This window comes from Vibrio chagasii (assembly GCF_002954585.1).
Lineage (GTDB): Bacteria > Pseudomonadota > Gammaproteobacteria > Enterobacterales > Vibrionaceae > Vibrio > Vibrio chagasii_A.
Map to the genome: position 1 here is coordinate 974,993 of NZ_MSCI01000001.1, position 12,081 is coordinate 987,073.

Consider the following 12,081-nt stretch of genomic DNA (forward strand, 5'->3'; position numbering starts at 1 on the left):
GAGTATTATTGAATAGTTTCAAAAATACAAAGAGATATCGCGTTAAAGGCCGCTATTTTTGGTAGTGAGCGGCTGTGCGTTGCGATAACTCAACAATCACTTTTACCGCTTGTTCCATACCCTGAATAGTGATGAACTCATGAATACCGTGGAATTTGTAACCTCCAGTAAAGATATTCGGGCATTGCAAGCCCATGAATGACAAGCGAGCACCGTCTGTACCACCTCGGATCGGTTTGATCATCGGTTCCACATCGCACTCGATCATCGCTTGCTTCACCAACTCAATAATATGCTGATGGGGTTCAACCATCTCTTTCATATTGAAGTAGCTATCGGTAAGAACCAATTCCACATGCCCTTTCTCAAAGCGCTCATTCAATTCATCGACTTTCTATTGCATGAATGCCTTACGCGCTTCTACACCTTCGCGCTCAAAGTCGCGAATAATGTAACCTAGCTCAGAGCGAGCGACACCCATTTCCGCTGACTTCAAGTGATAGAAACCTTCATAGCCTTCAGTGCATTCTGGCGCTTCTTGTGATGGCATCATCAATTAGGTAATTTGCCCCGGTGAACTTGGGCATTGCTGATTTGAAGGATCGGATTTAGTATCAAAAGTAACGTAATTCAGGAAACGTTCTACAAGCTTTTCCATAATTCATCTCACCATGGATTAAGTAATTGATTTACTGACCTAATTATTAGATAAATACGAGCACAGAGTCAGTAGCGAGGTGTTTCATCTTACGCCCCTGACTATCTATGTATTTGCTCTAAATCATTATTGTGCGAAATTTGATGGGCTTCCTATACTGAATCTAGAGGGTTGCGTCAGTTCAGTATTGCATACGGATGATGAGCGATCGCTTTGTACACATTCTACGCCCTCTGCTCTCAGCCTAAAAAAAGTACAAAGTGGATGATGATCACAATTTATCTCCGATGCAGAATCTGTCATACGTTAGACGGAGATATAGTTGTGACGATTAATAAATATTTCATTTTCTCTCCTCAAGCCTCTGAGGAACAACTTCAACCAGTATTAACTGAAAAAGAAGTTCAAAGGCAGGAAGCTCTAAAGCAGGCGCAGACCCAAGGTGGATTTGATACCAGCGCGGCCTAGTAGCCCACATATATCTAGCACCATCAACCCCCTATAAATGAGCTCTATTCACTATCCGGTAGGGCTTATTTATTTTCAGTACCTCCCCCTCGATTTCTTTTTAATTCATTGACACTGCCAATCATTAGAGTGTGTTTCTCGCCCCTTAGCTTTTGTTACTTTTCAAACATCACGCTCGCTTACTCAAGGCGCTGAGAAATGACTCATTAAACTGCCTCAAGCGATACCTTGTCTTGTCATTTTGTGCTAATAATTCATATTCGTTTTCATTCATCACTCGCCCTTTTTTCAAAACTATAATGCGAGTACCAGAGAACCCAACAACAGGAATCCTGAATTCAATGGAATATTCAAAACTAGGAAGTAGCCAAATTCCCGTTTCCCGAATTTGTCTTGGGAGCATGACTTGGGGGCTGCAAAATACTCAACAGCAAGCCGACCAACAAATTGAATACGCACTAAGCCAAGGCATTAACTTTATTGATACTGCAGAGATGTACGCAGTACCGCCTTCTCCAGAAACCTACGGCAAAACCGAAGCGATTATCGGTAACTGGTTGTCGCGCAACCCACAGCGTCGCCAAGAGTTAATCATTGCCAGTAAAATTGCTGGTCCTGGATTGCCTTGGGTTCGTAACGGCGGCCCTATCACTGGTGAAGCGGTGATCGCCGCAGTTGATGCATCATTGAAGCGCTTGCAAACAGATTACATCGATCTGTACCAACTTCACTGGCCAAATCGCACAACGCCACACTTCGGTAAGCATTTCCCTAATCAGATTCGCTTTAGCGACATCGACCGACAACAACATGAAACTGAGATGCTGGAGATCTTACAAGCTCTTGCAAGCTGTATTAAAGCCGGCAAAATCCGCCACGTTGGTCTATCCGATGACAGCACTTGGGGCATTAACACTTACCTTAAGTTAGCCCAGAAGCATGACTTGCCACGTATGGTCTCTATCCAAAATGAATTCAGCTTGCTGCACACAAAAGACTGGCCATATTTGATTGAAAATTGCGTGCATGAAGACGTTGCTTACTTACCGTGGTCACCTCTAGCGGCCGGTATGCTTAGTGGCAAATACATTGATGGCGCAAGGCCGGAAGGTAGCCGTTGGACTTACATGCAGCGCAAAGGTATTTTCCGTGATACTGAGTTGGCTAATGAAGCAGTTAAAGGCTACGTAGAAGTGGCAAACGCGCATGGATTTACACCGAGTCAACTCGCCTTAGCATGGTGTAACCAAGTGGATGGGGTTACCTCAACCATTATTGGTGCAACCACCATGGAACAGCTTAAAGAAAACATAGCAGCGTTCAGTAAGCCGCTTTCTGAAGAAATTCTGACCGATATCAACACCGTCTTTAAGCGCTACCCTGTGCCGTATTAAGCGGTAGATTAAGCTTATCAGGTTCTGTTGAGCTTAAATTGCTCCTATAAGAGCGCACTATTGAGTGCGCTTTTGTTTTTTAAGTGGGTCGCTTTTGCTTTTATATGGATCGCATTGGCTTATCGCACTTTTGGTTATCTAACCTTTGCTCTATAATGCGCGGGCTTATATCTAGGATAAAAACATGATTTCAAAAAACCAATTAAAACTCCTTCGTGCTTTGGGCCAAAAGAAACAACGTAAAGCCCACGGCCTGTTTCTAGTTCAAGGTGAAAAGAACGTTCTTGAGCTGTTCAATAGCGACTTAGTTGTAAAGAACGTCTTTGCTACTGCTGATTTCTTATCTGAAAATCACGCAGCACTGATTGGGTTTGATTGTGTTGAAGCTTCGCTAGACGATCTAACCAAAGCGAGTACTTTGGTTAGTAACAATGCCGCAATTGCTGTGGTTGAGATTCCAAAGGTTGAATTACCAGAAGCGACAGGTTTGATGATCGCGCTTGATGGCGTATCTGACCCGGGCAACCTAGGTACGATCATTCGCGTAGCAGACTGGTATGGCATTAAACATATCGTTGCGAGCAGTGATTGCGCTGATCCATACAACCCTAAAACCATCAGTGCGACGATGGGTAGCTTTGGCCGAGTTCACGTAAGCCAAACGGATTTACCAGCTTATTTAGAGCAAGCGAACCTGCCCGTTTACGGCGCGTTTTTAGAAGGCGAAAGCGTTCATAAGACTGACTTTACTGCGAACGGTATTTTGCTGATGGGTAGCGAATCTCACGGCATCCGTGAACACGCAGCTAAGTTCGTGACAGACAAGATTACCATTCCAGCATTCGGTGGTGCTGAATCTCTGAACGTAGCAATGGCAACGGGTATCATTCTTGACAACATGCGTCGTCAACATAGCTAACCAATTCAAGGTTAAACGACTAGCCAGAATTCACGGATATAAAGAGCAAGATTCCCTATCTTGCTCGTCCCTCACAGTAGGGAATGACGTGAAAATACAGCTTCGTGGTAAGTTCATATCAATCGTCATCCTCGAGAAGGAGGGACGACTGAGTCGGGGATCTTTTTAAGGGGGGTATTTCAAGTAGAAGAATTACTTCACTAGCATCGCCAACTTATCAGGCACGCCATTCCATTTTTCTGCATCATCCATTGCTGGTTTTACTTCTGTTTGCACAGGCCAAACCTCAGCAAGTTCTGCGTTCACTTCGATGAAGATCTTTTGATCTTCAGGCAGTTCGTCTTCTTGGAAGATCGCTTGAGCATCACATTCAGGTACACATAAACCACAATCGATACATTCGATCGGGTTAATTACCATGAAGTTTGGGCCTTCATGGAACGCATCTGCGGGACACACTGCCACACAGTCTGTGTATTTACATTGAATACAATTATCGCCTACGACAAATGCCATGATGCTCTGCTCTATAAGTTAGTCAAAATTGAAGAATGGGGATAATACTCATCCCAAAGCAAAATTCAACATCATACGACTCTAATATCATGTCTATTTGCTCCATGTTTCCAAATTAGTATGACAGATAAATCAAATTCTCGTAAAATGCGCGCCATTGTGAGCTTATCGTTTCTTCCCAACATCAGTGTTACACCAAACTCTGTATTCACTAGAAGCGGTCTAGCTAAGACACCTATAAGTACGAGACATCGAAATGATACGTTTAACCGAAATTAAACTTCCACTAGACCACGAAGAGTCTGCCATTCAAGAAGCGATTGAAGCGAAGCTTGGCATCAACTCAGATCAGGTTATCTCTTTTAATATCTTTAAACGTGGCTACGATGCTCGTAAGAAATCAAAGATCCTGCTTATCTACACGCTGGATGTTCTCGTTGAAAACGAAGCTGAGTTATTAGAAACCTTCATCAGCGACCCACACGTCAAAGTGACTCCAGACATGGAGTATAAGTTCGTAGCCAAAGCGTTGGAAAACCAAACTGAGCGCCCTGTTGTTATCGGCTTTGGTCCTTGTGGTCTATTCGCTGGTCTAGTGCTTGCTCAAATGGGTTTCAACCCAATCATCGTTGAACGTGGTAAAGAAGTTCGCGAGCGTACTAAAGATACCTTTGGTTTCTGGCGTAAGCGTACTTTGAACACAGAATCAAACGTACAGTATGGTGAAGGTGGCGCAGGTACATTCTCTGACGGTAAGCTCTACAGCCAAGTTAAAGATCCAAAACACTACGGCCGTAAAGTGATCAAAGAGTTCGTTGCAGCTGGCGCACCAGAAGAGATCCTATACGTAAGTAAGCCGCACATCGGTACCTTCAAACTGGTTACCATGATCGAAAAAATGCGTGCTTCTATCATCGAGCTGGGTGGCGAAATCCGCTTCAGCACTCGTGTAGATGACCTTCATATGGAAGATGGCCAAATCACTGGTCTAACACTTTCTAACGGTGAAGAGATCAAATCTCGCCACGTTGTACTAGCTGTTGGTCACAGTGCTCGTGACACATTTGAAATGCTGCATGACCGTGGTGTTTACATGGAAGCGAAGCCTTTCTCTGTCGGTTTCCGTATCGAGCACAAACAGTCAATGATTGACGAAGCTCGTTTTGGTAAGAACGCAGGCAACCCAATTCTAGGTGCTGCTGACTACAAGCTGGTTCACCACTGTAAGAATGGCCGCACTGTATACAGCTTCTGTATGTGCCCTGGTGGTACTGTGGTTGCTGCAACCTCTGAAGAAGGCCGAGTTGTAACGAACGGTATGAGCCAGTACTCTCGTGCAGAACGTAACGCAAACAGCGCAATCGTTGTTGGTATCGACCCAGAACGCGACTACCCAGGTGACGCTCTAGCAGGTATCCGTTTACAACGTGAACTAGAAAGTGGCGCATTCGTACTCGGTGGTAAGAATTACGATGCCCCAGCACAAAAAATAGGCGATTTCCTGAAAGGTCGCGATCCAAGTGCTCTAGGTGATGTACAACCATCATTCACACCGGGTATCCACCTAACTGACATTTCAAAAGCGCTGCCTGACTTTGCAATCGAAGCGATTCGTGAAGCAATCCCTGCGTTCGAGAAGAAGATCAAAGGCTTCTCTACCCCAGATGGCCTACTGACAGGTGTTGAGACTCGCACGTCTTCTCCAGTATGTATCAAGCGTGGCAAAGACTTCCAAAGTATCAACCTGAAGGGCTTCTACCCTGCTGGTGAAGGCGCGGGTTACGCGGGTGGTATCCTGTCTGCTGGTATAGATGGTATTAAGGTTGCAGAAGCACTTGCGTTGTCTATGGCAGAGCAGAATCAAGCTGAGAAGATAGAGCTTATTAAATAACTCTCCTGATAAAAGTCTAACTTCAAGGCTTATGCCTAAACACATTATTGTAAGTATCAAGATACATTGTTTGATTACAGGGCTATCAAACCGTACATACTATGCTCAACAGTATGTGCGGTTTTTTCTGTGGACTAGTCCACCTTACTCGAAATAATTTCACCCCAAATTACATTTTTACACGAGTGTTTGTTAGAAAAAGCAGCTCTCTACCATGTTAATTACTTGAATAATAAATGTGGAAGCCACGCCCCCCAAAAAGTAAAGTTGCTATTGCGTGGTCATATCTCTACGAAAGTGATCTTGTTGTTTACAAATCCTGCCCATTATTAACATGTTCGATAATTTGAAACTATATTATTGATTTTTCAAGGTATTCCCATACACATCTAGCAGCATAAGAATAAAAACCACCACTTCTTTTAGCCAAACAAATTTGCCTGGGATATTCGGGCGATATTGGAACAACACAAACATCAGGATGACTTTCTGGGACAGCAAGCTCTGCTACAATGGAAATGCCCAACCCAGCCCTAACAAGGGCAAGTATTGACGTCAATTGTACTGCGGTGTGTTGAATTTTTAATCGAGAGTATAAACAACCAAACCACTCTTTTATCAGCGGCTCACTTCCTCCTTTAGTCAATATAAAATCTCGGTCAATAATATCCTCACTTTTTAGCTTATCTTTATTCGCCAAAGGATCATTTTTATGTACTAGGGCCACCAAGCAGTCATTCTCAATATGAATAAAATCTAAGTCTAAATCTTCACGATCTAATACAATCGCAAAATCTACCCTGCCTTCTTTTAGTGCTGATAAGGCTTCATCATCATTAAACTCTAGAATTTCCACTCTGAGATTGGGAAACACCCGATAGATGGCACGAGTGTACCGCGGTAGTATATGCGTGGATGCTGACGCACCAAATGAAGCAATTCTTATTAGCCCCGCCCCCGATTTTTTTATCGCATCAAGTTGACGTATTAACAGCTGTTCCTTTTGCAGCTGCTGTAGTGCATAGTCAGCGATTAGCTTTCCTTCAGCTGTCAAACTCAGAGGTCGACGGTCTCTCATCACTAACGCTGTGCCTAAAAGATGTTCAGCACTCTTGAGAGCTTTGCTTGCTGCAGGCTGACTGACACCCAGGGCCGAAGCAGCATTTGTAATACTCCCGGACTCCATCAAATCCACCAATAGTTTAGGGACTAGTGATGGGATGTCATCAATTCTGTCAATTGCCACCTAACATAACCTCAGGTTATTTTGATATCCATCAGTATGCCACCAAAATACAGACTTACAAATGCCCACGCGAAAACTCTTTGGGAATTATGTACAAGTTAAATCTCACCTGATAAGGAGAATTCAAATGACCGTTGATACATGGTTAATATTTATCACTACTTCACTTATTTTAACGGTTACACCCGGGCCCAGTATTATTTTAGCTGTTGTTCATTCTGTTAAATTTGGTCCGAAGGTCACTCTATTTACAGCTTTGGGGGACATATCAGCTAACTTCATACAAATGACACTCGTTGCCATTAGTTTAGGGGCATTAATATCGATTTCCGATATTGTCTTTATGGTGATCAAATGGTTCGGTGTCGCAACATTATGTTACATGGGTGGGAAAATGTACTTCACGCCCAAAAGACTAGAAATATCTAATTCTTGCTCAATAAGACAAACAATATCTCCTTACAAGCTATATATCAGTGGCTTCGTAGTTGCGATTAGCAATCCAAAAGCGATTGTATTTTTTACAGCACTTTTGCCTCAGTTTATCGATACCACAAAGCCTCTTCTGGCACAAATGATGATTATATGCCCAACAATAGTAACCCTGGATTTTATTTGTGTTATGGTTTACGCAATTACCGCTAACCGGTTTCTTAGATTAATTCACAAAGCCCCACAGTATCTTAATAGGCTCGGGGGATTAACACTAATAGTCGCAGCCATTATGCTTTCGATAAGTAGCTATTAGGCGATTTAGATTAAGTAACGAATAGCTACATTCTAAATACCCTCGTCATAATCTAGACTTGGTCCCTAATACCGTTATAAAGCATCACTAAAGGCACAAAAGCAAAAGGGATTAAGTTTTCAATAACAATACCGACCTCTCACGGTCGGTATTTATACGTTGTCAGTACTGGGTAAACGCTACAGGCGGTTCGATACCTCTACCAAAGACTCTATCTCTGTAATCTGAGACCATATATCCATAAGAATCATCTGCTCAAATGGACGCCAACGAATTTCCGGTAATGCTAACACATGACTAAGCTGTTCATTAATCTCTATCCAATACTGGTCTCCAAGATAGACATTCTCGGGCACCGATTGGGTTAGATAGTAATGATGCGATTGTCCCTGATATAATGTCCAATTTGTAGTACTAGTTCTCCCATCAGAGAATGGTAATGCTTGAGCCCAGGGCTGACGAGAGTAGTACATGTATGTTTTGTCTAAAAAAGCACTAAACAACACACCTTGAGGCTGAGAAGGCCAAATGGCTTGCTGCCACTGCAAAGGTAGGAAGTTGAGCGATTGATGTTGACGCTGTTCATATTGAAATCGAAATATAAAATCGCCAAGTTTCGTCCAAGCGGTTTGGATATCTTCTTTAAACATCCTATTTCTTATCAATTGAAACAAAAACGGTTTAGCCTGTTCCGCTGATAAGTGACTTGGGATCTTCTCGAATATCTCAAACAACTCTGGCATGTCTTTTTTAATCACTTCCAACGAAGGGTTACCTTTATAAGGCAAAGCTGACAGACTTACATCTTCTCTATTTTGCCACTGTTGCCAAAGATTAATATAAGGCTCATCAAGCTCAACGTTTGTCCATCCACGTATAACACGCTCGTTGATGTAACTGCTCAAGTCGATGTTGTCCAAGGGCTCAGACAGCTTTTGTAAAAGTGGATCAGAGTCTTCATCAAAAAAGACTTCTCTGCCTTGATAAACTTGGCAAGAGTACACTCCGCAGATCAGCTCTCCTTCCCCAACAAGAAATCGCCCTGTTCGCTGCTCCTCTTCGGTAGCACGTCGCTGTAAAATCGACAAAGAAAAGTTATCAATCGCAATTCGCCGCGCACGTTGATATAAATACAGTCGATAACTTCGAATACTTCCGCTGTTTAAAGTGTCACGCACTAGAGTGTCAATACTATTGCGCTGAATTTCGAATATCTTTTCTCGCCATTCAATAATATGGCTCACTGCATTCTCTATAATATTTTGTTTATAAGCGAGGATATCGCCACGGACTTTGTCGATATGTGGATATTTTCCGATACCATAAAGTTGCCCGACATTTCCCATTAACATTCGATAGCTACATGCCCTCAAATTGTTAATAGCTCCACTAGATACAACACCCAAATTATTAAGTTCCTCCCGAACCTCTAACTTTGGGTTGATACAAGCTTGCTCACCAAATTTCTGAATCACGTGCGGTGGACGGTTATACAAATCCAACATTGTGCTGGCGTATTCGATATCAATTGCAGAAAACATTTTATTGATGACCTCCTGCAACTCTAATACTTTTGCACTATACGTTGCGTCATAGTGAAGTAATTGAATAGAAGCAAGTCTCTTAGTCAACTCGATAATATGCAGCTTTAATTGTTCATGTTGATGCTCAATGGATTCTGCAGACGCGGTGTTTAGCCTTTGGAGCACGGTTTCTTGTCCATAGCTGTAGTGCCCATTTTTCAGCCATTGATTAAGCCGCTTTTCTGGGTTGTCCAATGTAGACAGGTAATCATAGTACCCAATAGCAAAACCGACAAAAGGGATAGGCTCAGCAGTAACACTCAGTCGGTGTAATTCGCTTGCAGAGTCATCCCACATTGTTCTCGTTAAATCTTCAACCCAAGGTGCGAAAAAAACAATATCTAACACGCTTGAAAAAGCCCTACCTCCATTTTTAGCTAGTTGCCAAAGAGCTTGGCGCTCAGACACACGCTCCAGTTGGGCAATTCTTTTTGCACTGTTAGGCTGACTATTTTTACTATCTATTACAGCTGTAACTCCAGCCCAATGTTCAGCAAACATACCTTCATCGCTTATAGGAAGCACTAGACTTGGAATTTTATCCAATGCTGCAATTTCTTTAACATCAGTCAGTTCACTCTCAAATTCATAGTCCAACCGAGCCAGCCACTCGTGCTCTTCTTCAAGTGTTTCAGCTCCAAGATTACAAGTTTCCAATGCATTGGCATTCAAGCTTACGCAAAGACCAATGAACAATATTAAATTTTTGATCTTCATTATAGGCTCCAACACTTCTTTGACTTAGGTAATCTAGAGTTTGCCACTAGCGTTACATTGTCTTTTTCTGCGAGCTTAGACCAGCGCAAACGATTCGCGTATATCACACTTGGATTGGGTTGGTCAGATCTCACGATCCGATTGACTAATAGTTTTTGAGAGCTACCAGCAATATTTTCGGACATCGTCAACGCGGAAATATCGTCATTGGTCGAAATCAGGACCACTTGTTCCGATTGAGTTAACAAATCTCTGCCCTCATTACTAATTTCATCTGCGTTTATTTGAATGACAGAAGATGGGGTATTGCCTTTTTTAATACTATCCGCGGCCTTTTCAATCGTTGCTACTGTTAGGCGCTTTTCAACCTCTGTTAACGATGAAAAATTATCACCTTCGAGAAGAATAACTTTACGATCCGCCTTGATGGCTAATTCAAGGGCGGTACGCAACACTTTATCGAGTTTTGGGAAGCCATTTTTTCGTTCAATTAAGCTTGTGCTTATTAGTAAAAGAGATTGAGGGTTACTATGGAGTGCCTCACTTACTTTTGTCGTACTGAGTGATGTTGAGCTCAATACTCCAGAGGTAGTTTGTTTTACGCTTTTTAACGTTATATCGGTCGGAGTTGATGAGTAATCAATCATAGAACCCGGCCAATACATGTCACGAGCTTCATTTCCAAACTCTTTAGATAAATGGTATTCGGATACTGGCACTTCAGATTTCAAACGTTGAATATTAGTTTTAACGCGAGCGTAATCAGCCTTAGATACCGATTTATTCTTTAATGCTTCTTCCCAAACATTCATCACGCTTTCTCTTCTTTCGATAGACGATTGACGTGAAGTAGTGAGTGTTTTTAACTTTGTACTCCCTTTTTGGTAGGATAGTCCTGTCGCCTCTATCTCACGTTTCATTAAGCTAAATTCAACCACCTCTCCCTCTGTAAACTCTTCTCCATTATGAGTTGTACCAGCGACAGGTGCACGATGACGAATTCGTTGCGTACCCGTTGGTAATCCGCCAGTTAAATAGTCACGAGCATGTATAAGTTCATGCCCGAGTGCTATCGAAGGTTCAATAATAGTTGAGTCACCTGGGATTAAAACTGCATTATCGATGTCAAAATAGATTACTGCAGGAACACCAAGCCCATTTGATTGATAATTCACAAATTCAGGGGAGGCGATTAGAGGTTCTGTGACAAACTGCTTTCCGCCCCTAGGGGGCCTTATTACAACGTGAATCTTTTCTATAGTACCATCAACTAGACCTTCGGTATGGAACGCTAAAGCACGTTCTTTGTTTGGCAGCGCAATCGGGGCATAGTGAGAGGTTTGGTTGATAATGGCTCTCCCCGTACGAGTCTGCTTCAAGTTTTCAAATAAAGTAGCAATTCCGAGAACGAACTCCTCCGAATGTGCTTGTACATATATTCCACTTTCTACCTTAAATAAATAACCGTCTTTACTCTCTATATCAATAATGTTTTCCCCATCGGGGGGACCAAAATAAACTGATGAATGAGCGAAGGTTGATAAGAAAAGTGTGGTAATTGCTATTAGTAATTTCATAATTCTCCATAAAGCTATAAAAACATTTAAACCTCTTTATGCACTCTCCAACACTTATTAATACTTGTTATTAATGTGCATCAAAAATTATAACTAGCCAAAAAGCCCGACCATAGAAACCCCACAAAAAGAGGGCTATATTACAAGGCTAATTTCCCATAAATTTTAAACACTTCATGCTAAATCACTACAACGTATAAGATTGGCAAGATAAGATAATAAATATAGGAGGGTTATGTAGATAAAGGAGGGTTGCCAACATGCTTCAAAAGCACGAAAAATAAAACACTAACAGTTAAATAAAATTATGTCACCAACTATTACTCCATAAAAAAAAGAAGGTGATAATAGTATCAGTTTAAGG

9 protein-coding genes and 1 pseudogene are annotated in these 12,081 nt (G+C 42.1%); 5 read left to right on the forward strand and 5 right to left on the reverse strand.

Translation table 11 applies throughout. From position 1 onward, the window contains the following. Positions 1-52: 52 nt before the first annotated feature. Positions 53-556 (reverse strand): annotated as a pseudogene (locus BTO10_RS04740) (peptidase T); the annotation flags it as partial. Positions 557-982: 426 nt separating this feature from the next. Between BTO10_RS04740 and BTO10_RS23430 the strand changes: the two are divergent. The 3 genes from BTO10_RS23430 (at position 983) to BTO10_RS04755 (ending at position 3,439) form a co-directional block, all read left to right on the forward strand. Then, entirely contained in the window at positions 983-1,126 is a 144-nt protein-coding gene (locus BTO10_RS23430) for a hypothetical protein (RefSeq protein ID WP_004737809.1), read from the forward strand. A gap of 341 nt (positions 1,127-1,467) precedes the next feature. Beyond that, the gene (locus tag BTO10_RS04750; RefSeq protein WP_105023743.1) at positions 1,468-2,520 is read left to right on the forward strand and encodes an aldo/keto reductase; all 1,053 of its coding nucleotides are present in this window, start codon (positions 1,468-1,470) and stop codon (positions 2,518-2,520) included. Positions 2,521-2,704: 184 nt separating this feature from the next. Beyond that, positions 2,705-3,439: an RNA methyltransferase gene (locus tag BTO10_RS04755; protein ID WP_004737807.1), complete on the forward strand. Its 735-nt coding sequence runs from the start codon at positions 2,705-2,707 to the stop codon at positions 3,437-3,439. Between the two features lie 192 nt (positions 3,440-3,631). Here BTO10_RS04755 and fdxA read toward each other — a convergent pair whose 3' ends face one another. Next, on the reverse strand, positions 3,632-3,955 hold the full coding sequence (gene fdxA / locus BTO10_RS04760) for a ferredoxin FdxA (protein WP_105023744.1): 324 nt from the start codon (positions 3,953-3,955) through the stop codon (positions 3,632-3,634). Between the two features lie 256 nt (positions 3,956-4,211). On the opposite strand from fdxA, the gene BTO10_RS04765 reads away from it, so the two are divergent. Further along, positions 4,212-5,846, forward strand: coding sequence for an NAD(P)/FAD-dependent oxidoreductase (locus tag BTO10_RS04765; protein WP_105023745.1), 1,635 nt, complete (start codon positions 4,212-4,214; stop codon positions 5,844-5,846). 352 nt (positions 5,847-6,198) lie between these two features. Here the strand turns inward: BTO10_RS04765 and BTO10_RS04770 are convergent, their stop codons facing one another. Then, entirely contained in the window at positions 6,199-7,092 is an 894-nt protein-coding gene (locus tag BTO10_RS04770) for a LysR family transcriptional regulator (RefSeq protein ID WP_258096994.1), read from the reverse strand. Positions 7,093-7,219: 127 nt separating this feature from the next. On the opposite strand from BTO10_RS04770, the gene BTO10_RS04775 reads away from it, so the two are divergent. After that, a complete protein-coding gene (locus BTO10_RS04775) occupies positions 7,220-7,840 on the forward strand; it encodes a LysE family translocator (protein ID WP_004737803.1) in 621 nt (206 codons plus the stop codon). A 179-nt stretch (positions 7,841-8,019) separates the two neighbouring features. Here BTO10_RS04775 and BTO10_RS04780 read toward each other — a convergent pair whose 3' ends face one another. Continuing rightward, positions 8,020-10,140, reverse strand: a complete 2,121-nt coding sequence (locus tag BTO10_RS04780) for a hypothetical protein (protein ID WP_105023746.1) — start codon at positions 10,138-10,140, stop codon at positions 8,020-8,022. After that, a complete protein-coding gene (locus BTO10_RS04785; protein WP_105023747.1) occupies positions 10,140-11,717 on the reverse strand; it encodes a hypothetical protein in 1,578 nt (525 codons plus the stop codon). The genes BTO10_RS04780 and BTO10_RS04785 overlap by 1 nt, the downstream gene beginning before the upstream one ends. Positions 11,718-12,081 lie beyond the last annotated feature (364 nt).

Coding starts and splice junctions, on each gene's coding strand:
- BTO10_RS04785 (WP_105023747.1), bottom strand. CDS start 11,717: ATGAAATTACTAATAGCAATTACCACACTTTTCTTATCAACCTTCGCT.
- fdxA (WP_105023744.1), bottom strand. CDS start 3,955: ATGGCATTTGTCGTAGGCGATAATTGTATTCAATGTAAATACACAGAC.
- BTO10_RS04765 (WP_105023745.1), top strand. CDS start 4,212: ATGATACGTTTAACCGAAATTAAACTTCCACTAGACCACGAAGAGTCT.
- BTO10_RS04775 (WP_004737803.1), top strand. CDS start 7,220: ATGACCGTTGATACATGGTTAATATTTATCACTACTTCACTTATTTTA.
- BTO10_RS04780 (WP_105023746.1), bottom strand. CDS start 10,140: ATGAAGATCAAAAATTTAATATTGTTCATTGGTCTTTGCGTAAGCTTG.
- BTO10_RS04750 (WP_105023743.1), top strand. CDS start 1,468: ATGGAATATTCAAAACTAGGAAGTAGCCAAATTCCCGTTTCCCGAATT.
- BTO10_RS04755 (WP_004737807.1), top strand. CDS start 2,705: ATGATTTCAAAAAACCAATTAAAACTCCTTCGTGCTTTGGGCCAAAAG.